This is a genomic window from Micromonospora sp. R77 (assembly GCF_022747945.1).
Lineage (GTDB): Bacteria > Actinomycetota > Actinomycetes > Mycobacteriales > Micromonosporaceae > Micromonospora.
On the sequence record NZ_JALDST010000001.1, the window covers coordinates 968,020 to 988,506 of the forward strand.

21 protein-coding genes and 1 pseudogene are annotated in these 20,487 nt (G+C 75.6%); 15 read left to right on the forward strand and 7 right to left on the reverse strand.

Going from position 1 to position 20,487, the window contains the following annotated elements:
* The first annotated feature begins 361 nt into the window (after positions 1-361).
* The 10 genes and pseudogenes from MRQ36_RS04195 to MRQ36_RS04240 all read left to right on the forward strand — a co-directional run bounded on the left by MRQ36_RS04195 (position 362) and on the right by MRQ36_RS04240 (position 9,139).
* On the forward strand, positions 362-1,759 hold the full coding sequence (locus MRQ36_RS04195; protein ID WP_242792950.1) for a ferric reductase-like transmembrane domain-containing protein: 1,398 nt from the start codon (positions 362-364) through the stop codon (positions 1,757-1,759).
* A 20-nt stretch (positions 1,760-1,779) separates the two neighbouring features.
* The gene (locus MRQ36_RS04200) at positions 1,780-2,301 is read left to right on the forward strand and encodes an FMN-binding protein (protein WP_242792952.1); all 522 of its coding nucleotides are present in this window, start codon (positions 1,780-1,782) and stop codon (positions 2,299-2,301) included.
* Positions 2,298-3,014 carry an FAD:protein FMN transferase gene (locus MRQ36_RS04205; RefSeq protein ID WP_242792953.1) on the forward strand — a complete coding sequence of 239 codons (717 nt, stop codon included), beginning with the start codon at positions 2,298-2,300 and terminating at the stop codon, positions 3,012-3,014. Before MRQ36_RS04200 ends, MRQ36_RS04205 begins: the two co-directional genes overlap by 4 nt.
* Before the next feature lie 206 nt (positions 3,015-3,220).
* On the forward strand, positions 3,221-3,808 hold the full coding sequence (locus MRQ36_RS04210) for a DinB family protein (RefSeq protein ID WP_242792956.1): 588 nt from the start codon (positions 3,221-3,223) through the stop codon (positions 3,806-3,808).
* 61 nt (positions 3,809-3,869) lie between these two features.
* Positions 3,870-4,358: a YbaK/EbsC family protein gene (locus MRQ36_RS04215; RefSeq protein ID WP_242792957.1), complete on the forward strand. Its 489-nt coding sequence runs from the start codon at positions 3,870-3,872 to the stop codon at positions 4,356-4,358.
* The gene (locus MRQ36_RS04220) at positions 4,355-5,089 is read left to right on the forward strand and encodes a monooxygenase (RefSeq protein WP_242792958.1); all 735 of its coding nucleotides are present in this window, start codon (positions 4,355-4,357) and stop codon (positions 5,087-5,089) included. The genes MRQ36_RS04215 and MRQ36_RS04220 overlap by 4 nt, the downstream gene beginning before the upstream one ends.
* Entirely contained in the window at positions 5,086-5,667 is a 582-nt protein-coding gene (locus MRQ36_RS04225) for a GNAT family N-acetyltransferase (protein ID WP_242792960.1), read from the forward strand. The genes MRQ36_RS04220 and MRQ36_RS04225 overlap by 4 nt, the downstream gene beginning before the upstream one ends.
* Positions 5,667-6,518, forward strand: a complete 852-nt coding sequence (locus MRQ36_RS04230) for a carotenoid biosynthesis protein (RefSeq protein WP_374251085.1) — start codon at positions 5,667-5,669, stop codon at positions 6,516-6,518. The genes MRQ36_RS04225 and MRQ36_RS04230 overlap by 1 nt, the downstream gene beginning before the upstream one ends.
* Positions 6,515-7,640: pseudogene (locus MRQ36_RS04235) on the forward strand (glycosyltransferase family 2 protein). The gene MRQ36_RS04230 and the pseudogene MRQ36_RS04235 overlap by 4 nt, the downstream one beginning before the upstream one ends.
* An 11-nt stretch (positions 7,641-7,651) precedes the next feature.
* A complete protein-coding gene (locus MRQ36_RS04240) occupies positions 7,652-9,139 on the forward strand; it encodes an NAD(P)/FAD-dependent oxidoreductase (RefSeq protein WP_242792964.1) in 1,488 nt (495 codons plus the stop codon).
* Between the two features lie 139 nt (positions 9,140-9,278).
* Here MRQ36_RS04240 and MRQ36_RS04245 read toward each other — a convergent pair whose 3' ends face one another.
* Together MRQ36_RS04245 and metF are read right to left on the reverse strand one after the other, a co-directional pair.
* Complete coding sequence (locus MRQ36_RS04245; protein WP_242792968.1) at positions 9,279-9,968, reverse strand: CDP-alcohol phosphatidyltransferase family protein; 690 nt, start codon at positions 9,966-9,968, stop codon at positions 9,279-9,281.
* A gap of 46 nt (positions 9,969-10,014) precedes the next feature.
* Complete coding sequence (gene metF / locus MRQ36_RS04250; RefSeq protein ID WP_242792969.1) at positions 10,015-10,932, reverse strand: methylenetetrahydrofolate reductase [NAD(P)H]; 918 nt, start codon at positions 10,930-10,932, stop codon at positions 10,015-10,017.
* 218 nt (positions 10,933-11,150) lie between these two features.
* Here metF and MRQ36_RS04255 point away from each other — a divergent pair, with 218 nt between their 5' ends.
* Positions 11,151-11,792 (forward strand): helix-turn-helix domain-containing protein, encoded by a 642-nt coding sequence (locus MRQ36_RS04255; RefSeq protein WP_242792970.1) that lies wholly within the window; start codon positions 11,151-11,153, stop codon positions 11,790-11,792.
* Positions 11,793-11,813: 21 nt separating this feature from the next.
* Here MRQ36_RS04255 and MRQ36_RS04260 read toward each other — a convergent pair whose 3' ends face one another.
* Positions 11,814-11,999 carry a hypothetical protein gene (locus tag MRQ36_RS04260; protein WP_242792972.1) on the reverse strand — a complete coding sequence of 62 codons (186 nt, stop codon included), beginning with the start codon at positions 11,997-11,999 and terminating at the stop codon, positions 11,814-11,816.
* 301 nt (positions 12,000-12,300) lie between these two features.
* On the opposite strand from MRQ36_RS04260, the gene MRQ36_RS04265 reads away from it, so the two are divergent.
* A complete protein-coding gene (locus tag MRQ36_RS04265) occupies positions 12,301-12,564 on the forward strand; it encodes a hypothetical protein (RefSeq protein WP_242792974.1) in 264 nt (87 codons plus the stop codon).
* Between the two features lie 9 nt (positions 12,565-12,573).
* Positions 12,574-13,656: a polyprenyl synthetase family protein gene (locus MRQ36_RS04270; RefSeq protein ID WP_242792976.1), complete on the forward strand. Its 1,083-nt coding sequence runs from the start codon at positions 12,574-12,576 to the stop codon at positions 13,654-13,656.
* Between the two features lie 130 nt (positions 13,657-13,786).
* Here MRQ36_RS04270 and MRQ36_RS04275 read toward each other — a convergent pair whose 3' ends face one another.
* Complete coding sequence (locus tag MRQ36_RS04275; protein WP_242792978.1) at positions 13,787-14,176, reverse strand: Rv2175c family DNA-binding protein; 390 nt, start codon at positions 14,174-14,176, stop codon at positions 13,787-13,789.
* 164 nt (positions 14,177-14,340) lie between these two features.
* On the opposite strand from MRQ36_RS04275, the gene pknB reads away from it, so the two are divergent.
* Both pknB and MRQ36_RS04285 read left to right on the forward strand, forming a co-directional pair.
* Entirely contained in the window at positions 14,341-16,323 is a 1,983-nt protein-coding gene (pknB, locus tag MRQ36_RS04280; RefSeq protein ID WP_242792980.1) for a Stk1 family PASTA domain-containing Ser/Thr kinase, read from the forward strand.
* Positions 16,320-17,183, forward strand: a complete 864-nt coding sequence (locus tag MRQ36_RS04285; protein WP_242792982.1) for a deoxyribonuclease IV — start codon at positions 16,320-16,322, stop codon at positions 17,181-17,183. The genes pknB and MRQ36_RS04285 overlap by 4 nt, the downstream gene beginning before the upstream one ends.
* A 126-nt stretch (positions 17,184-17,309) precedes the next feature.
* Here MRQ36_RS04285 and MRQ36_RS04290 read toward each other — a convergent pair whose 3' ends face one another.
* From MRQ36_RS04290 to MRQ36_RS04300, 3 genes are all read right to left on the reverse strand, one after another.
* Complete coding sequence (locus tag MRQ36_RS04290) at positions 17,310-18,344, reverse strand: low specificity L-threonine aldolase (RefSeq protein WP_242792984.1); 1,035 nt, start codon at positions 18,342-18,344, stop codon at positions 17,310-17,312.
* A 49-nt stretch (positions 18,345-18,393) separates the two neighbouring features.
* The gene (locus MRQ36_RS04295; protein WP_242792986.1) at positions 18,394-19,800 is read right to left on the reverse strand and encodes a class II 3-deoxy-7-phosphoheptulonate synthase; all 1,407 of its coding nucleotides are present in this window, start codon (positions 19,798-19,800) and stop codon (positions 18,394-18,396) included.
* Between the two features lie 91 nt (positions 19,801-19,891).
* Positions 19,892-20,389, reverse strand: a complete 498-nt coding sequence (locus MRQ36_RS04300; RefSeq protein ID WP_242792988.1) for a hypothetical protein — start codon at positions 20,387-20,389, stop codon at positions 19,892-19,894.
* Between the last annotated feature and the right edge of the window lie 98 nt (positions 20,390-20,487).

Consider the following 20,487-nt stretch of genomic DNA (forward strand, 5'->3'; position numbering starts at 1 on the left):
CGGCGGGTCCGTCGCCCGCCGCCCGGGGGTCGTGGGCGGCGGGCGACGATCCTGCCTGACGGGGCCGGACTCGCGACTGTCCGGCGCCCGGTGCGGTCCGCGGAACCGCACCTTGCCGGGATCCGGTGCCGCGAAACACCCGCACCCGGCGGTTGGAACGAGCGTACGACTCAATCGAACACTCGTTCTAACTACCCCGACAGTACACCTCCCCCCCGACGAAAATGCAACGTGTGACGCGCCGGGACACGCCGGAGGTGAACCGGATTCCCAGCCGGCGCACAGCAGCGGCAAAGGTGTCCCGGAGGTGGTCGCCCCAGGGTTTACCCATGAACGTCAGCCGTACCGAAACGACCGTCCGGTGACCGCCGCCGTCGCCGACCGGCGGACCACCCGGCGGCCCCTCCCGGCGGCGCCCGGCTGGTGGGCCGATGTCGCGGGCAGCGCGGCCGTGCTCAGCCTGCTGGTCGTCACCGCGCTCTGGACCGCGGACCGGGGGGTGCAGGAGCTGGTCGGTGGCCTCGCCACCGGCCTCACCTCGCTCGGCCGCCTCGCCGGCCTGCTCAGCGCCGACCTGATGCTGATCCAGGTGGTGCTGATGGCCCGGGTGCCGCTGATCGAGCGGCGCTTCGGCCAGGACCGGATCGCCCGCTGGCACCGGCTCGCCGGCTTCACCTCCTTCCACCTGCTCCTGGCCCACGTGGTGCTCACCACCCTCGGGTACGCCGGCACCGCCCGGCAGAACGTGCTCGCCGAGACCTGGGACCTGGTCGTCTCGTACCCCGGGATGCTGCTGGCCACCGCGGCGCTGGCGCTGCTGGTGCTGGTCGTGGTGACCTCGGTCCGGGCGGCCCGGCGCCGGCTGCGCTACGAGTCCTGGCACCTGCTGCACCTGTACGCCTACCTCGGCATCGCCCTGGCGCTGCCGCACCAGCTCTGGACCGGGGCCGACTTCCTCGCCTCCGCCGCCGCCCGCGCCTACTGGTGGACGGTCTACCTGCTGGCCCTGGCCAGCGTGCTGGTCTACCGACTGGGCCTGCCGGCCTGGCGTTCGCTGCGGCACCGGGTCGAGGTGGCCGCGGTGGTCCCGGAGGCCCCCGGCGTCACCTCGGTCTGGCTGCGCGGGCGGCACCTGCACCGGCTGCCCGCCCGGGCCGGGCAGTTCCTGCTCTGGCGGTTCCTGGACGGCCCCGGCTGGTCCCGGGCGCACCCGTACTCGCTGTCGGCACCGCCGAGCGGGGACCTGATGCGGATCACCGTCAAGGACCTCGGCGACGACAGCTCCCGGGTGGCCACCCTGCGCCCCGGCACGAAGGTGCTGATCGAAGGGCCGTACGGGCGGCTGACCGGGGAGCACTGGCGCGGCGGCGGGATCACCATGCTCGCCTGCGGCGTCGGGATCACCCCGCTGCTGGCGCTGCTCTGGGAGCTGCCGTACGCGCCGGGCGAGGCGGTGCTGCTCTACCGCGCGCGTACCGAACAGGAGCTGGCCTTCGGCGCGGAGCTGGACCGGCTCGCGGCGGAACGCGGCGTGGTGGTGCACCGGCTGGTCGGCCCCCGGGCCCGGCGGCCCGCCTGGCTGCCGACGTACGCCGAGGGGCTGTCCGACGCGGACGCCCTGCGCCGGCTCTCCCCCGGCGTCGCCGGGCACGACGTCTTCCTCTGCGGCCCGGACGGCTGGGTCGATGCCGCCCGCGCCGCGACCCGCGCGGCCGGGGTGCCCGACGCGCACACCCATCACGAACGTTTCGCCTGGTGACAGGCGCGAAGGGAGGATCCGTGCGACGGATCACCGTCTGGCTGCTCTCCACCGTGGCCGCCCTGGTCCTGCTGTTCAGCTACAAGACCAGCACGATGGGCCCCGGCGGGGAGAGCAGCGCCATCGCCTCCGGCACCGGCTCCGGCGGCACGGGCACCGGCTCGTGGAGCGGGACCGACGCCGGCTCCGGCTCCACCGGCTCGGGCTCCACCGGCTCCGATTCCGGTTCCGGCTCCACCGGCGGCGACTCGGGCGGGTCGTCGAACGGGACCGCCACCGGGTCGGTGGCGCAGACCCGGTGGGGGCCGGTGCAGGTGAAGATCACCGTCTCCGGCGGGAAGATCACCGACGTCGCCGCGGTGCAGGTGCCCGACGGCAACCACCGGGACCAGGAGATCAACGACTACGCGGTGCCGATCCTGCGGCAGGAGGCCCTGGCGGCGCAGAGCGCGCAGATCGACACGGTCTCCGGGGCCACCGTCACCAGCGACGGCTACCGGGAGTCGCTGCAGGCCGCGATCGACGCGGCGCACCTGAAATGAGGCCGACCGGGGAACTCGACCGCCGGGCCTGGGTGGTGCAGGTGATGGGGCTGCCGGTCAGCGTGCACCTGCGCGGCCCCGAGGTGCGTACCGACGCGGTGGCGGAGCGGGTGGAGCGGGTCTTCGCCGAGCTGCGCGAGGTCGACGCGGTGTTCAGCACGTACCGGGCGGAGAGCGTGCTCGGTCGGCTTGGCGGGGCGCCGCCCGGCCCGGCCGCCACCGCCGACCCGCTGGTGCGCGAGGTGGTGACGCTCTGCGAGACGGCCCGCGCGCGGACCGCCGGCTGGTTCGACGCGCGCCGGCTGCCACTGCCGCTGGGCGGCACCGGCTTCGACCCGTCCGGGCTGGTCAAGGGGTGGGCGGTGGAGCGGGCCGCGCGGCACCTGGCGGACCTGCCCGAGCACGACCTCTGCCTCAACGCCGGCGGGGACGTGCTGCTGCGTACCGTGCCGGGACGGCCGGCCTGGCGGATCGGCGTCGAGGACCCCGCCGGGCCCGAACGGCTGCTCGACGTGGTCGAGCTGGCGCGCGGCGCGGTCGCCACGTCGGGCACCGCGCGGCGCGGCGCGCACATCACCGACCCCCGGCCGGTCGGCCGGCCGAGGCCGTCCGGTCGGTCACCGTGGTCGGCCCCGAGCTGCTCTGGGCCGACGTGTACGCCACGGCGGCGGTCGCCCGCGGCGCCGACGCCCTCGACTGGCTGGCCACCCTGACCGGCTACGCCGCCCTCCTGGTGGACGCCACCGGCCGGCCCCGGGCGACCCCGACCTGGCCCGGCTCCCGCCGCCGCCACGCGGATCATGGAGTCGTGGTCCCTCACAAAACTCGCTGACCGGGCGTACCAGGCGCCACCACTCCATGATCCACACAGCTGGGCGGGGGCAGCGGATCGACGTGCGTCCGGGGCAGACTGGCCGGCATGGGTGACATGAGCGATCCGAAGAAGGTGCTGCGGCACTACCTCCAGGCGTGCCGGGACGACCTGATCTGGAAGCTCGACGGGCTGAGCGAACGCGAGGTCCGACTGCCCCGCACCTCGACCGGCACCAACCTGCTGGGCATCGTCAAGCACTGCCTCAACGTCGAGGCCGGCTACTTCGGGCCCACCTTCGGGCGCGAGTTCCCGACCCCCGACGAGCTGCTCCCCCTGTCCGCGTACGACGAGGACCCGCAGGCCGACTGGTACGCGCGGGAGGACGAGACGAAGGACGGGCTGATCGACCTCTACCGTCGGGTCGGGGCCTTCGCCGACGAGACGATCGACCTGCTGCCGCTCGACGCCCCGGGGCGGGTGTCGTGGTGGCGGCCGGGCGCGCAGGACGTGACCCTGCACGGGGTGATCGCGCACGTCCTGTTCGACCTGGCCCGGCACGCGGGGCACGCCGACATCCTGCGCGAGCAGCACGACGGGGCGGTCGGCCTGCGGCGGGAGAACTCGAACCTCCCCGACCAGGACTGGCCGGCGTACGTGGCGAAGCTGACCGCGCTCGCCGACCGGTTCGCCTGACCGGGCGGGACACGGCGTGGGTGGGTGGGAACCGGACGGGCGCGGCGGGGAGAATGGGGGCATGCAGCCACACCCGAACGTGCAGGCGGTGCAGCGGGCGCTCGACGACGCGGGCGCACGGGACGGCTCCGCCGACGCCAGCCAGGTACGCCTGCTGCCCGAGGCGGTGCACACCGCCGCCGCGGCGGCCGAGGCGCTCGGCGTCCAGGTCGGCGCCATCGCCAACTCGCTGATCTTCGACGCGGACGACGCGCCGCTGCTGGTGCTCACCTCCGGCGCGCACCGGGTGGACACCGCCGGCCTCGCCGCCGCCCTCGGGGTCACCCACCTGCGCCGGGCCAGCCCCGAGTTCGTCCGGGAACACACCGGCCAGGTCATCGGCGGGGTCGCCCCGGTCGGTCACCCCCGACCGCTGCGCACGCTGGTCGACACCGCCCTCGCGGCGTACGACGAGGTGTGGGCGGCCGGCGGGGTGCCGCAGGCGGTCTTCCCGACCACGTACGCGGAGCTGCTGCGGATCACCGCCGGGACCCCGGCCGACGTGGCGTGAGCGACGTACCCGACCTGGTCACGCTGCACGTGTGGCGGATCCCCCGGACGGCGGTGCCCCGGGCGCTGGCCCGGATGGCCCTGCACCCGCGCCGGCTGCGGCACACCCGGGGCGTACGGTTCGGCAAGCTGCTCGGCACCGGGACCGGCACCGGCTTCGGTCCCGGCGACGCCGACCTGACCCGGTGGGCCGCCCTGGTGGCCTGGGACTCCCCCGCCGCGGCGGCCGGCTTCGACGCCTCCCCGGTGGGCCGCTCCTGGGCCCGGATCGCCCACGCGTCCGCCCGGGTCGAGCTGCGCCCGCTGACCAGCCGCGGCGAGTGGTCCGGCCGGCGGCCCTTCGGCGATCCGCCCGGTGGTCGGGTCGACGGGCCGGTGCTCGCGCTGACCCGGGCCCGGCTGCGGCCCCGCCGGGCGGTCACCTTCTGGCGGGCCATCCCGCCGGTCGCCGCCGCCCTGCACGCCGCCCCCGGCCTGCTCGCCCGGTTCGGCGTCGGCGAGGCCCCGCTGGGCTGGCAGGGCACGGTGAGCGTGTGGCGGGATCCGGCGGACCTCGTCGCGTTCGCGTACCGTCACCCCGAGCACCGCGCCGCCATCGCCCGCACCCCCACCGAGGGGTGGTACGCGGAGGAACTCTTCGCGCGGTTCGAGGTGCGCGACGTGGTCGGCGACCGGACGGTGCTGGGATGGGTCGCCGACGGCGACGCGGACGAGGCGAGAGGACACGCATGAGGTTGGTGCGGTGGACGCCGGACGATCTGGTCCGGCGGCTGGACGACGTGGTGGCCGTCTACGGCGAGGCGATGGGTTACCGCGCCGACCTGCTGGAGGCCCGGCGCGGCTACATCGCCACCCACGTCCGCCGCCCCGGCTTCCGGGCCGTCGCCAGCCTCACCTCCTCCGGCCAGCTGGCCGGCTTCGGGTACGGCTATCTCGGCGCCCCCGGGCAGTGGTGGCACGACCAGGTGCACCGGGCGCTCGACGGCACCGCCCGGCGGCGCTGGCTGACCGACTGCTTCGAGGTGGTGGAGCTGCACGTCCGGCCGCCCGCGCAGGGGCACGGCCTCGGCGCCGGCCAGCTGCGCGCCCTGCTCGGCCTGGCGGAGGGGACGACCACCCTGCTCTCCACGCCGGAGGCCGACGAGCAGCAGTCCCGGGCGTGGCGGCTCTACCGCCGGTTCGGCTTCGTCGACGTGCTGCGGCACTTCCACTTCCCCGGCGACGAACGCCCGTTCGGCGTGCTCGGTCGCGACCTGCCGCTGCCCCCGCCCGCCCCGCGAGCGTCCGCCCCGGAACCGGCCGCGCCGTGATCCGACGGCGACTGCCCTGGGCGCTGCTGGCCGTCCTGATCCTCGCCCAGATCTGCTACCCGCTCACCACCGGCGCCACCCGGGCCGGGCTCACCGTGGCCACCGTCGTCCTCGGCTACCTGCTCTCGGTCGGGCACGCGCTGGTCACCCGGGGCGTGCGGGCGGCGGGGGCGCTGGTCGCGGTGGCCACCGGGGGTGGCTTCGCGATCGAGGCGCTCGGGGTGGCCACCGGCTTCCCGTTCGGCAGCTACGACTACTCCGGCGAGCTGGGACCGAAGCTCGCCGGGGTGCCGTTGATCATCCCGCTGGCCTGGACCTGGATGGCCTGGCCGGCCTGGCTGGCCGCGGTCCGGCTCACCTCCGGGCCGGCCGGGGAGCGGCGGGCAGTCGGGTGGGTGGACCGGCTCGGCCGGGTCGCGCTCGGCGCGGTCGGGCTGGCCGCCTGGGACCTCTTCCTCGACCCGCAGATGGTGGCGGAGGGCTACTGGCGGTGGCGGGACGCCGTACCGGCGCTGCCCGGCCTGCCCGGCATCCCGGTCAGCAACTACCTCGGCTGGCTGCTCTTCGCGGTGCTGCTGATGAGCGCACTGCGTCCCCTCGCCGGCCCGGCCGTGGACACCGTCGACGGGCGGGACGCGCCGATGTTCGCGCTCTACCTGTGGACGTACCTCTCCAGCGTGCTGGCGCACGCGGTCTTCCTGCGGCTGCCCGCCTCGGCGGTCTGGGGCGCGGTCGGCATGGCGGTCACCGCCGTACCGCTGGCGGTCGTGCTGCTGCGGGCCCGCCGGGACGACGCGGGTCGGCCCGCGCCGCACCGCACACCGCGCCCCGGCGTCGACGCCACCGCATGACCGCCCTGCTCGCCCTGCTGGTCGCGCTGGTCGCGCTCACCGGCCACACCTGGGTCAACGCCACCCGCTGGCTGCGCCGCCCCGGCGCCGGCCCGGTGCAGGTGACCGAGCGGGTGGCGGTGCTGCCCGCTGCGCGACGAGGCCGACCGGGTCACCCCGTGCCTGCGCTCGCTGCTCGCCCAGCAGGGGGTCCGCGACCTGCGGATCGTGGTGCTCGACGACGGTTCCACCGACGGGACGGCCGACGTGGTGCGCGCGGTGGCCGGCGACGACCCGCGGCTCACCCTGCTCACCGGGGTCGCCCCGCCGCCCGGCTGGCTGGGCAAGCCACACGCCTGCTGGCAGCTCGCCACGCGCACCGACCCGGCCGTCGGCGTGCTGGCCTTCGTCGACGCCGACGTGGTGCTCACCCCGTACGCCGTCGCGGCGGCGGTGACCGAACTGCGCGCGGCCGGGGCGACGCTGCTGTCGCCGTACCCGAGGATCCTGGTGCGGACGGCGGCCGACCGGCTGGTGCAGCCGCTGCTGCAGTGGTTGTGGCTGACCTTCCTGCCGCTGCGCGCGATGGAGCGCTCGCCACGGCCCTCCCTGGCGGCGGCCGGCGGGCAGTTCCTGCTCGTCGACCGGGCCGGCTACCTGCGGGCCGGCGGGCACGCCTCGGTCGCCGACAAGGTCCTGGAGGACATCGAGCTGGCCCGCGCGGTCAAGCGCTCCGGGGGCCGGATCGCCCTGGCCGACGGGTCGGCGCTGGCCGCCTGTCGGATGTACGAGACGTGGCCGCAGCTGCGCGACGGCTACACCAAGTCGCTCTGGGCCTCCTTCGGGCACCCGGTCGCCGCCGCCGTGGTGGTGACCCTGCTGCTCCTGCTCTGGACCGCTCCCCCGCTGGTCGCCGTGGGGGCGCTGGCGGCGGGCGCGCCGACGGTCGCCGGGGTGGCGTTCCTCGGCTACCTGCTGGGCGTCGCCGGACGGGTGGTCAGCGCCCGGGCCACCGGCGGGCGGGCCTGGCCCGACGCGCTGGCCCACCCCGTGTCGGTCGTGGTCCTCGGTTGGCTGACCCTGCGGTCGTACCATCTGCGGAAGCGGCGGCGCCTGTCCTGGCGCGGCCGCCCGGTCAGCTAGGAGGACGTGGCATGGCGCGGATCGTGGTCATCGGCGCCGGCGTGGGCGGGTTGGCCACCGCCGCCCGGCTGGCCGTCACCGGGCATGAGGTCACCGTCTTCGAACGCGCCGACACCGTCGGCGGCAAGCTCGGCCGGTACGTCCACGACACGCCGGACGGGGCGTACCACTTCGACACCGGGCCGAGCCTGCTCACCCTGCCCCAGGTGTTCCACGACCTGTTCGAGGCGACCGGCGCGAAGCTCGACGAGTACCTCGACCTGACGCCGCTGGACCCGATCGTCCGGCACGTCTTCCCCGGCGGCGGGCCCACCCTCGACTCCTGCGCCGACCCGGCCGAGTTCGCCGCCCGGATCGGTGCCACCCTCGGCGACCGGTCCGCCGCCGACTGGCAGCGGCTGTGGCGCCGCGCCGCCCGGGTGTGGGAGGCCTCGCACCGGGACATCCTGCGCCGCCCCATCGACTCCCCCCGGGACCTGGCCGCCCTGGCCTGGCGGCTCGGCGACCTCGCCGCCATCGGCCCCGGCCGCACCCTGCGCGGGCTGGGCCGCAGCCACCTGTCCGACCCCCGGCTGCGGATGCTGCTCGACCGGTACGCCACCTACACCGGCGCCGACCCGCGCCGCGCCCCGGCCGCCCTGGTCGCGGTCCCCTACGCCGAACTGGCGTACGGCGGCTGGTACCTGCGCGGCGGGCTGGGCACCCTCGCCGACGCGCTGCTGTCGCGCTGCCTGGACCTGGGCGTGGTCGTGCAGACCGGCACCACGGTCACCCGGATCGACGCCACGGGCGGCCGGGTGCACGGGGTACGCCTCGCCGGCGTCGCCGCGCCGGTCCCCGCCGACGCGGTGGTGGCCAACGTCGACGCGCTCACCCTCTACCGGGACCTGCTGCCCAGCCCTCGCCGGCTGGCCGGCCTCGGCGACCGCAGCCTGGCCGGCTTCGTGTTGCTGCTGGGCGTACGCGGCGACACCGGGCTGGCCCACCACAACGTCTTCTTCCCCCGCGACTACGACGCCGAGTTCGACGCGGTCTTCGGCGACCCGGGGCGGGGGATCCGGGCCCGGCCGGCGCTCGACCCGACCGTCTTCGTCACCGTCGCCGACGACCCGTCGGTCCGCCCGGACGGCCACGAGGCGTGGTTCGTGCTGGTGAACGCCGCCCGTCACGGCACCGCCGCCGGGGCGGTGGACTGGCGCCGGCCGGGGTTGGCCGAGGCGTACGCCGACCGGATCCTCGACGTGCTCGCCGAGCGCGGGGTGGACGTCCGGGACCGGCTGGTGTTCCGGGAGATCCGTACCCCGGCCGACCTGGACGCGGCGACCGGCGCCCCCGGCGGGGCGATCTACGGCACCGCGGGTGGCCTGCTCCGCCCGGCCAACCGGGGCCCGGCGGCCGGGCTGTGGCTGGTCGGCGGCTCCGGCCACCCCGGCGGCGGCCTCCCCATGGTCACCCTCTCCGCCGAGATCGTCGCCCAGGACATCGGCCCCGCCTGGTGACCTGACCGCCGCCCCAACCACCCTCCGACACGAAAAGAGGCCCCTCCCGCCCCGGAGGAGGGGCCTTTTTCACGGAAAGAGTGGCCTCCGAGACCCAGGGGGCCACTCTTTCCGTGAAACTGCGCGTCCGGCTGAGCGGTCAGCCGGCGTCGAGGAGGGCGCGGCGGACGGCGGAGAGGAGCTGGCCGAGGCCGAAGCCGGCCAGCAGGACCCAGACGGTGGTGGCCATGGTGATCGTGCCGGCGGTCAGGTCGGTGTCGATCAGGCCGGCGAGCCCGGCGACCAGCAGGCCGACCAGGGCCACGCTGACCCGGGTGGGGCGCTCCCCCACGGTCACCGTGCCGATCTCCCGCATCCCCGCGGCGACCGCCCGGGCACGGACGTACTCGTGCAGCCAGGACAGGCCACCGGCGGCGGCGACCAGCGCGCCCGGCGCACCGAGCAGCCAGAACGCGGTCAGCCAGGCGGCCTCGCCGAGCCGGTCGGCGACCGAGTCGTAGACGTAGCCGAGGCGGGTGGTCCGGTTGGTGGCCACCGCCACCGCGCCGTCGACGCTGTCGGCCACCGCGGCGAGCAGCACGAAGAGCGCGCCGAGGACCGGCCCGTCCCCCGGCCGGCCGACCAGCAGCGGTACGCAGAAGCAGAGCAGCACCCCGACCACGGTGACGGCGGTCGGGCCGACCCGGAGCCGGCCCAGCACGAAACCGACGTGGTAGGCGAAACGCAGCCAGGCGCGTACCACCGGGGCGGCGGCCCGCGGGTCGAACCCGCCGTGCAGTCGCGCCCACGCCGTCGCGTACTGGTCCCAGTTCAGCTGTGTGCCCACCACGGGAACAACCGTAGAAGGGCGGTGCGGGTGTCGGCGGGACGGGTGGTCACACCCGCGCGTCGGCCTGCAGGTGCTGCCAGACCTCCCGGGTCGCGGTGGACCGGTTGAGGGTGATGAAGTGGATCCCCGGCACTCCCTCGTCGAGCAGCTTGGCGCACATCTCGCTGGCCTGCTCGATGCCGAGCCGCCGGACCGCCTCCGGGTCGTCGGCCACCTGGGCGAACCGCGCGGCCAGGGCGGGCGGGAACGGCGCCCCGGAAAGCTGCACGGACCGCTCGATGGTGCCGATCTGGGTCACCGGCATCACCCCGGCCAGGATCGGGGTGTCGCAGCCGGCCGCCGCGACCCGGTCCCGCAGCCGCAGGTAGTCGTCGGCGTCGAAGAACATCTGGGTGATCGCGAACTCGGCCCCCGCCCGGCACTTGCGGACGAAGTGCGCGGTGTCGGTGGCCACGTCCGCCGAGCGCGGATGCTTGTACGGGAAGGCGGCCACCCCGACGCTGAAGTCACCGGCGTCCCGGACCAGCCGGACCAGGTCCTCGGCGTAGTGCACGCCCTCCGGGTGCGGCACCCACTCGCCGCCCGGGTTGCCCGGCGGGTCGCCCCGCACGGCGAGCACGTTGCGCACCCCGACGCCGGCCAGCCGGCCGATGACGTGCCGCAGCTCGGCGACCGAGTGGTTGACGGCGGTCAGGTGCGCCATCGGCAGCAGGGTCGTCTCGGTGGCGATCCGCTCGGTGACCGCGACCGTGGTGTCCCGGGTCGAGCCGCCGGCACCGTAGGTGATCGAGACGAACGAGGGGCGCAAGGACTCCAGCTCGCGGATCGCCTGCCAGAGCAGCCGCTCGCCCTGGGCCGTCTTGGGCGGGAAGAACTCGAACGAGAAGGTCGGCCGGCGGTCGCGGATCAGCTCCCCGATTGCCGGTTGGGGATTGGGGAGAACCGAGGGGAGACCGAGCGCCACGCACCGACTCTAGCGGGCATCGCGCGCGGCACCCATGAGCTTCCCAGCCGGCGGGCACGCGGAGCGTCGTACCCCGGGGGTAGAACGGTGCCAGCGCGGCGGGCGGCCGACGGCCGGTCCCGGGGGCCCGCGCGGGGGTCAGCACGTTCCGGCGACGCGCCGGTCGGTCCAGCCGGACGGCCGCGTCGTCGCCCGCGCCGAGCCCTCCCGGAGGACCGATGACCCCGTTCCCGCCATCCGGCCCGCGCCTGCTCGGGCCGTTCCTGGCCGAGCTGCGACTGGCCCGCGGCTGGAGCCAGCAGCGGATCGCCGCCGAGCTCTGCGCCGCCTCCGGGGTGCCCACCCTGACCCGGCACGAGGTCTCCCGGTGGGAACGGCAGCTGCGGCTGCCCGGCGACTTCTGGCTGGGCTGGCTCGCCGTCGTGCTCGGCGTGCCCGGCGAGCTGCTCACCGACGCGGCGGCCCGCAGCCGCCGGTGGGGTGCTCCGGCGGGAGGGCCGGTCGGCGTCCGGTCCCGCCCCGGGCGGCCTTGCTCGCCCTGGCGCACCGCTGGCTGGCCGATCCGTCCGGCGTCCCGCTCGGTGGCCCGCCGTGGTGTCCCCTGCCGGGCCCGGACGGGGCGGACCCGGACGGCACCGGTCCCCGGCCCGGTCCGGCCCGCCCGGCGGCCGAGGAGGTGGCCGAGCTGCGCCGGTGGGACGACCTCTCGGGCGGCGCGGACCTGGCCGGCCACGGCCTGCGCCGGCTGCGCCGGACCGCCCGGGCGGTCACCGTCGCCGGGCCGGCGGCCGCCGGCGGCTGCTGCCCGTCCTCGCCGAGGCGGCCCAGCTCAGCGGCTGGCTGAGCGCCGACGCCGGTGACCCGGCCGGCGGGCTGGACGCCTACCGGCTGGCGCTGCGGGCGGCCGGCGTGCCGGTGACCGGGCGCTGGCCGGACACGTGCTCGGCTCGGCCAGCCACCTGCTCGCCGGCGTCGGCGACGTCGAGGGTGCGCTGACCCTCGCCCGGACCGGGTACGCCGGCTCGCGCGGCGTCGCCTCGCCCGGGCTGCGGGCGCTGCTGCTGCACCGGGTGGCCCTGGCGGCCGCGCTGGGCGGACGACGACGTGCCGCCCGGCAGGCGCTGACCGCGGCCGGGCGGCTCGGCGCACCGGTCCCGGAGCGGGAACCGACCTGGCTCTACTGGCTCGACGACGCGGAGCTGGCCGCGATGACCGGCCGCACGCTGGTCGCGCTCGACCGGCCGGGGCCGCCGTGCCGTTGCTCGACCCGGTCGCCCGGGGCGGGGCCGCCCGCGCCGCGCGGCCGTCTACGGCGGCTGGCTGGCCCGTGGCCTGCTCCAGCTCGGCGAGGTCGAGCAGGCCTGCGCGGTGGCCGGCGACGCGCTGCTCGACGCCGTCCGGTCGGGCTCACCCCGGGCGGCCGGCCAGCTCACCGAGGTACGCCGCCGGCTCGCCGCGCACCACGACGAGCCCGCGGTACGCCGGTACGGCGCGCTGCTCACCGCCGCCCGTCCCTGGCTGCCGGTCGGGGTGAACCGCCCGACCCGACCGGCCCGTCGGCAGGGGCCCGGACGGACAGCACGCGCGGCGCGCCGACCCGGCGACACGACGCGACCAACGGGGACCGGCTAGCGTCGGGGCGTGACCCACGCTGCTCCCGTCTCCCCCGTCGACCGCGCCGGCCTGCGCCAGCGGATCGACAAGGCCCTCACCGAGTTCCTCGCCGGCCAGCGCGGCTGGATGGCCGACGTCGACGACGCGCTCGCGCCGGTCGCCGAGGCGATCGAGGCCTTCGTGCTCGGCGGCGGGAAGCGTCTGCGCCCCGCCTTCGCGTACTGGGGTTACCGGGGCGCCGGCGGGGTGGACACGGACCAGGTGGTGACGACCCTCGCGGCGCTGGAGTTCGTCCAGGCCAGTGCCCTGATCCACGATGACCTGATGGACCGCTCGGACACCCGGCGCGGTGAGCCGGCGGTGCACCGGCGGTTCGCCGCCCGGCACCGCGCCGCCGGCTGGGGCGGCGACCCGGACGGGTTCGGCGACGCGGCCGCGATCCTCCTCGGCGACCTCTGCCTGGTCTGGTCCGACGAGCTGCTGCACTCCGCCGGCCTCGACCCGGGCACGGTGGCCCGGGCCCGGCCGGTCTTCGACGAGATGCGGACCGAGGTGACCGTCGGGCAGTACCTGGACGTGCTGACCCAGGCCACCGGCGACACCTCGCTGGAGCGGGCCGGCAAGGTGGCCCGCTACAAGTCGGCGAAGTACACGGTCGAGCGGCCGCTGCTGCTCGGTGCGGCGCTGGCCGACGCGCCAGCCGAGGTGCGGGCGGCGTACTCGGCGTACGGGCTGCCGCTGGGTGAGGCGTTCCAGCTCCGCGACGACGTGCTGGGCGTCTTCGGCGACCCGGCGCAGACCGGCAAGCCGGCCGGCGACGACCTGCGCGAGGGCAAGCGGACGTACCTGGTGGCGGCGACGTGGGAGGCGCTCGACGGGGCCGGCCGGGACGTGCTGCTGGGCGGGCTCGGCGATCCGGGGCTGGACGCGGCCGGGGTGGACCGGCTGCGGGAGCTGATCCGCGGCAGCGGGGCGCTGGACCGTACCGAGCAGCGGATCGGCACGCTCACCGAGAGCGCACTGGCCGCCCTCACCACGGTCGACCTGGACACCGAGGCCCGGCAGGCGCTGGTGGACCTGGCCATCGCCGCCACCCGCCGCGCCGACTGACCAGCCCGGTCCCGGCCGGGTCGGTCCCGTCCGACCCGGCCGATCACGGGGTTGGCGGCGTTCCCGAACGCGGGACACGCCGCCAACCCCATGATCACCGCTGGGAGCGGGGTGGGACGGGTGGGACGGGTCAGAAACCGAGGGCCTGGGCGCGGCGCTTGACCTCGCGGGCGAGGTCGCCGCCGAGGGCGACGGCCGGGGTGCCGGGGAGGCTCGGGTCCTCCTCGTACAGCCAGCGCAGCGCGGCCTCGTCGTCGTAGCCGGCGTCGGCGAGCAGGTTGAGCACGCCGGGCAGGTGCTTGCGCACGGTCTGGTTGGCCACCAGGTCGGCCGGGATCCGGCGGACGCCGTCGCGGCGTACCGCGATCACCTCGCGGTCCCGGATCATCTGGTGGACCTTGCTGATCGACAGGTCGAGCCGCTCGGCGACGTCCGGCAGGGTCAGCCAGGCGGCCGGGTCGGCGGGTCCGGGCAGGTCCGCGCCGGTGGCGGCCTGGTCGGCGGGTACGGAATCGGTCACCCGACCAGCCTGCCACGTACGGTGGGCGGGCCCGGCAACGGCACCCCCACCGGTCGGCCCGCCGGTCCGGACGGCCGGACGAGCGCGGCGGGACGGAACAGGTCGCACCCCATCTGTAGCATCCTGTTCAACCTTCACCCTCTGGACACATAGACTGCCTGCCGATGGACACACAGGTCGCCGACACGTTGCTGGGCTCGCTGATCGACGGGCGCTACCGCATCCGCGGTCGCGTGGCGCGTGGCGGCATGGCGACCGTGTACACCGCCACCGACGAGCGCCTCGAGCGCACCGTGGCGGTCAAGATCATTCATCCGACCCAGGCACCCGAGGCCCGCGCCCGGATGGCCGGTTTCGTGGAGCGGTTCACCGACGAGGCGAAGACCATCGCCCGGTTGACCCACCCGAACGTGGTCGCGGTCTACGACCAGGGAACCCACGACGGCCTGCCCTACCTGGTGATGGAGTACGTCCGCGGTCGCACCCTGCGCGACGTGCTCACCGAGCGGCGCCGGCTCGACCCGGACGAGGCGCTCGCGATCGCCGAGCAGATGCTCGCCGCGATCGCCGCCGCGCACCGCGCCGGCCTGGTGCACCGGGACGTCAAGCCGGAGAACGTACTGGTCGCCGAGGCACCCACCGGCGGCATGACCAGCCTGGTCGACAGCGTGGTCAAGGTGGCCGACTTCGGGCTGGCCCGGGCGGTCGAGGCGAGCTCCGAGGAGGAGAACGGCAACCAGCTGATGGCGACCGTGGCGTACGTCGCTCCGGAGTTGGTCACCGAGGGCCGCGCGGACGCCCGCACCGACGTCTACTCGGCCGGCATCGTGCTGTTCGAGATGCTCACCGGCCGGGTGCCCTACGACGGGGACCGGCCGGTGGACGTGGCCTGGCAGCACGTCGACCGGGACGTGCCGGCGCCCTCCACGCTGGTGCCCGCGCTGCCGAGGTCGCTGGACGACCTGGTCGGCCGGGCCACCCGGCGGGACCCGGGCGCCCGGCCCGCCGACGCCGGCGCGCTGCTGGCGCAGGTGCAGGTGGCCCGCGACGAACTGGGCGCCGCCAACTCGCACACCGCCGTGCTGCGCCGGGTCGGCGACGCCACCGCGGTGGCCGAGCCCACCATGGTGGTGTCCGCCGTGCGTCCCGTCGAGCGGCCTGCCTGGGCCCGGCTGCCGGAGGGTGACGGGCAGCGTCCGCACCGCCGCCGGGCCGGTGGGGAGGACGCCGGCCTCGGCACCCGGCTGGCCGGTCTGCGTACCCGGGTGATGGGCTCGCCCCGCGGCCGGCTGGCGGTCGCCGCGGCGGCCGTGGCGCTCGGCCTGGTGGCCGCGCTCGGCGGCTGGTGGTTCGGGGTGGGCCGCTACACGGTCGCCCCGCAACTGGTGAGCCTGACCAAGGCCGACGCCGAGGCGCGGGCGGCGCGGGCCGGTTTCACCCTGACCTACGCCGATCCCCGGTACGACGAGAAGACGCCCAAGGACACCGTGCTCGGCCAGCAGCCGGCGTCGGCGGCTCGGATCGTCAAGGGCGGCACGATCACCCTCACCCTCTCCCTCGGCCCGGAGCGGCTGCCCGTGCCGGACGTGGTGGGCAAGGACTTCGAGCTGGCCCAGGCCGAGTTGACCGACGCGAAGCTGGTGGCGGCGAAGGGCGCGGCGCGCTACGACGACAACCTGCCCGCGGGCGTGGTGCTGGGCACCGACCCGAAGGTGGGCACGTCGGTCAAGCCGGGCACGAAGATCACCCTGGTGCTGAGCAAGGGCCGGGCGCCGATCACCGTGCCGAACCTGGTCGGCAAGAACGTCGCCGAGGCGCGGGCGACGCTGGCGCAGCTCGGCCTGACCCCGGTCGAGACGTACAAGGACTCGGACAAGCCGAAGGACGAGGTCCTCGGCCAGAGCCCTGCCGACGGCACCGGGGTCGAGAAGGGCACCCAGGTCAAGCTGGAACTCAGCAAGGGTCCGGCGCAGGTGGTCGTCCCCCGGGTCGTCGACCTGCCGTGTCAGCAGGCCAAGCAGACGCTGGAGAGCCAGGGCTTCCCGGTGACCATCCAGCTCAACCCCAACGGGGTGGCCCGCTTCCAGAACCCGGGCGAGAACTCGCAGGTGCCGCCGGGCACCCCGGTCACCCTGACCTGCCTGTGACCGGGCAGCAGCGGCGGGTCGGCTCGCACACGCCCACCTCGGGCGGCCTGGCCAGGGCGGTCCTGCCGTACGTCGAGGCGACCGGCTCCGAGGTGGTGCAGGTCTACGTCTCCAACTCGCGGGGCTGGGCGCTGCCCCCGGGCGATCCGGCCCAGGACGCGCTGTTCCGGGACGGCTGCGGCGAGCGGGACGTGCCGGTCTACATCCACGCGTCGCTGCTGGTGAACCTCGGCTCCCCCACCCCGGACACGGTCGAGCGGTCGGCGGAGACCCTCGCGCACGCGCTGCGCCGGGGCGCGGCCATCGGCGCCCGGGGCGTGGTCTTCCACGCCGGCAGCGCCGTCGACGCGGGCCACGCCGACGCGGCGATGCGGCAGCTGCGGGAGGTGCTGCTGCCGCTGCTGGACGGCGCGGCGGCCACCGGCGGGCCGATGCTGCTGGTCGAGCCGAGTGCCGGCGGGGGCCGGTCACTGGCCTCCCGGGTGGAGCAGCTCGGCCCCTACCTGGACGCGGTGGACCGGCACCCCGGGCTCGGGGTCTGCTTCGACACCTGCCACGCCTGGGCGGCCGGGCACGACCTGGCCGCCGAGGGCGGCATGACGGCGACCCTGGACACCCTGGTGGCGACCGTCGGGCCGGGCCGGCTGCACCTGGTGCACGCCAACGACTCGAAGGACCTGTGCGGCTCCACCCGGGACCGGCACGAGAACATCGGCAAGGGCACCATCGGCGAGCCGGCCTTCGCCGAACTGATGCGCCACCCCGCCACGGCAGGAATCCCGATCGTGGTGGAGACCCCCACGGAGAAGCACGTCGGCCACGCCGCCGACATAGCCACCCTCAAACGCCTCCACCCCTGACCCACCCCGCCCACCCCCGGCCCCCGGCCCCCGAATGTTGATCAAGAGGTTTGCGTCACCCAGGCCGCGCAGCCTGACGCAAACCTCTTGATCGACAAGGCGAGGGGCAGCGGGAGCGCCGGGGGGTCAGGCGCGGAGGAGGTGGGTGAGGGTGGTGGCGGCGCGGTCGATCGCGGCGTCGTCGACGTCCAGGTGGGTGACCATCCGGGCGGTACGCGGGCCGAGCACCGAGATCAGCACCCCCTCGGCGCGGGCGGCGGATGCGAGGGCCCTCGCGTCCAGCGGATGCTTGGCCAGGTCCAGCGGCACGATGTTCGTCCGGACCGGCGTGCCGAGCACCCCGAACGGGGCCACCGCCTCGGCCAGCCGGGCCGCCTTCGCGTGGTCCTCGGCGAGCCGTTCGACGTGGTGGTCCAGGGCGTACCGGCCGGCGGCGGCGAGGACGCCGACCTGCCGCATGCCGCCGCCCATCCGCTTGCGGACGAACCGGGCCCGGGCGATCTTCTCGGCGCTGCCGACGACGAGCGAGCCGACCGGCGCGCCGAGCCCCTTGGAGAGGCAGACCGACAGCGTGTCGAAGAGCGCGCCGTAATCCGCCAGGGGCACCCCGTCGGCGACGTGGGCGTGCCAGATCCGCGCGCCGTCGCAGTGCAGGGCCAGGCCGTTGTCGTCGGCGACCCGGCGCAGGTCGCGCAGGGTCGCCAGCGGGATCACCCCGCCACCGCCCCGGTTGTGGGTCTGCTCCACCGCGATGGCCCGGGTCGGCACCGCGAAGTAGCCGTCGGGCCGCACCATGCCGGCGACCACGTCGGGGTCGATCTCCGCGCCGACCGCCGGCCACGTCCGCGACGAGATTCCGCCGTACGCGGCCGCCGCGCCGATCTCGTACGTGACGACGTGCGCGTCGGCGTCGCAGAGCAGCTCGTCACCGGCCGGCACGACGAGTTGGAGGGCGATCTGGTTGGCCATCGAGCCGGTCGGGGCGAAGAGCGCCGCCTCGTGCCCGAAGAGCGCGGCGACTTCGGCCTCCAGCGCGGCGACGGTGGGATCCTCACCGTAGACGTCGTCGCCGACCTCGGCGGTGGCCATCGCCTCCCGCATCCCGGCCGTCGGCCGGGTCACCGTGTCCGACCGGAGATCGACAACCTCAGCCACTGTCATCTCGTCGGCTGCCGACCGCGGGGCTCGCAGAACCGGCTCACTCCTCGCGTCAGCCACGGAGCATCTCGGCCACGAGGAAGGCCAGCTCCAGCGACTGCTGGGTGTTCAGCCGCGGGTCGCAGGCGGTCTCGTACCGGTCGGGCAGGTCGAGGTCCTCGATGCCCTGGGCGCCACCGAGGCACTCGGTGACGTCCTCCCCGGTCAGCTCGACGTGCAGGCCGCCCGGGTGGGTCTCCAGGCCGCGGTGCACCTCGAAGTAGCCGAGCACCTCGTCGACGATCCGGTCGAAGTGCCGGGTCTTGTAGCCGTTGGAGGACTCGTGGGTGTTGCCGTGCATCGGGTCGCACTGCCAGACCACCTTGGCGCCCGCCGCGGTGACCTTGGCGACGATCGGCGGCAGGGCGTCCCGGACCTTGTGGTTGCCCATCCGGCTGATCAGGGTGAGCCGGCCGGGGACGTTGTCCGGGTTGAGCTTCTCGCAGAGCTCGATCGCCTCGTCCGGGGTGGTGGTCGGGCCGAGCTTCACCCCGATCGGGTTGGCGATCCGGGAGATGTAGTCGATGTGCGCGCCGTCGATCTGCCGGGTCCGCTCGCCGATCCAGAGGAAGTGGCCGGAGAGGCCGTACGCCCGCTCGCCGGAGACCCGGGTGAGGGCGCGGTCGTACTCCAGGGCGAGGGCCTCGTGGGAGCAGTAGAGGGTGACGGTGCGCAGCGCCTCCTCCTCGGTCATCCCGCAGGCCCGGATGAACGCGAGCGCCCGGTCGATCTCGCGGGCGATCGCCTCGTAGCGCTCGCCGGCCGGGGAGTTCTTGACGAAGCCCTTGTTCCAGTCGTGCACGGCGTGCAGGTCGGCCAGGCCACCACCGAGGTAGGCGCGGAGCATGTTCATCGCGGCGGCCGAGTTGGCGTACGCCCGGATCATGCGCTGCGGGTCGGCGACCCGCGCCTCCGGCGTGGCCTCCAGCCCGTTGATCAGGTCCCCGCGGTACGCGGGCAGGCCGCGCGCGTCGGTCGGCAGCGACCGGGGCTTGGTGTACTGGCCGGCGACCCGGGCCACCTTGACCACCGGCAGCGACGCGCCGTAGGTCAGCACGATGGCCATCTGGAGCAGGGTCCGGGCGTTGGCCAGCAGGTGGCTCTCGGTGTTGTCGGCGAAGGTCTCCGCGCAGTCACCACCCTGGAGCAGGAACGCCTTGCCCTCGCAGACCAGCGCGAGCCGCTGCCGGAGCTGGTCGACCTCGTAGGGGGCGACCACCGACGGCACGGTGTCGAGGACCTTGCAGACCTCGGCGACCGCGGTCTGGTCCGGCCAGGGCGGGGTCTGCGCGCGCGGGAGGTCCCGCCACCGGTCCAGGCCGAGGGCGGCGTCCTCGGCGGAGTCGACGGTCGGTCGGCTGGTCTGCAGCCCCGGGCTACCCACGGCGGGGTGACTCAACTGGTGCCACTCATGGCGCATGACAGAAAGCGTACGGCGACGGTGCGACCGCCCGATCGCCGAGGGGGATGGTTCCGGCAGATGGGAGACGACCGACACACCCGGGAGCGGGTCAGCCGCTGGCGGTCGGCGTGGGCGTGCTGCCGCCCGGCGCCTCACCGGCGATGCACCAGTCGGCACCGCTGCGGGTGACGGTGAACAGCAGGGCACGGGCGGTCTGTCGGGCGCCGACGGCGACCGTGACGGAGGTGCTGACCTCCTGCCCGCGTGCACCGGAGCGGACGTCGGTGATGGTGGCCCCGCGCACCGTGAAGTGGTCGGCGAAGTCGCCGTTCGGGCCGGTGGCGTTGGCGTCGAAGGCGGTCTGCAGGGGCGCGCAGAGCTGGCTGCGACCGGCGGCCACGTCCTTGGCGGTCATCGCGTCGAGGTACGCCTGCACCCGCTCGCGGGACTTCGCGGCGGCCTCCTCGGCGGGGGCCCGCGCCGCGCCGGTGGCCGGGGTGCCCGCCTTGTCGTCGTCCCCGCAGCCGGCCAGGGCGAACGGCAGGAGCGCCAGCGCGGCGACCGCGACGGCCGTGCTGCGCGGCGGCTGGCTCATCGGTCGTCCCATGAGCGGCGAGTGTGTCACACCGCCGGCGGACCGGGCAGGGGCCCCCGGCCGGTGCCCGCGCAGCCGGGCGGGGAGGGACCGGTGCGTGGTCCCTCCCC

Coding starts and splice junctions, on each gene's coding strand:
- MRQ36_RS04205 (WP_242792953.1), top strand. CDS start 2,298: ATGAGGCCGACCGGGGAACTCGACCGCCGGGCCTGGGTGGTGCAGGTG.
- MRQ36_RS04210 (WP_242792956.1), top strand. CDS start 3,221: ATGGGTGACATGAGCGATCCGAAGAAGGTGCTGCGGCACTACCTCCAG.
- MRQ36_RS04215 (WP_242792957.1), top strand. CDS start 3,870: ATGCAGCCACACCCGAACGTGCAGGCGGTGCAGCGGGCGCTCGACGAC.
- MRQ36_RS04225 (WP_242792960.1), top strand. CDS start 5,086: ATGAGGTTGGTGCGGTGGACGCCGGACGATCTGGTCCGGCGGCTGGAC.
- MRQ36_RS04240 (WP_242792964.1), top strand. CDS start 7,652: ATGGCGCGGATCGTGGTCATCGGCGCCGGCGTGGGCGGGTTGGCCACC.
- MRQ36_RS04255 (WP_242792970.1), top strand. CDS start 11,151: ATGACCCCGTTCCCGCCATCCGGCCCGCGCCTGCTCGGGCCGTTCCTG.
- pknB (WP_242792980.1), top strand. CDS start 14,341: ATGGACACACAGGTCGCCGACACGTTGCTGGGCTCGCTGATCGACGGG.
- MRQ36_RS04290 (WP_242792984.1), bottom strand. CDS start 18,344: ATGACAGTGGCTGAGGTTGTCGATCTCCGGTCGGACACGGTGACCCGG.
- MRQ36_RS04295 (WP_242792986.1), bottom strand. CDS start 19,800: ATGCGCCATGAGTGGCACCAGTTGAGTCACCCCGCCGTGGGTAGCCCG.
- MRQ36_RS04300 (WP_242792988.1), bottom strand. CDS start 20,389: ATGGGACGACCGATGAGCCAGCCGCCGCGCAGCACGGCCGTCGCGGTC.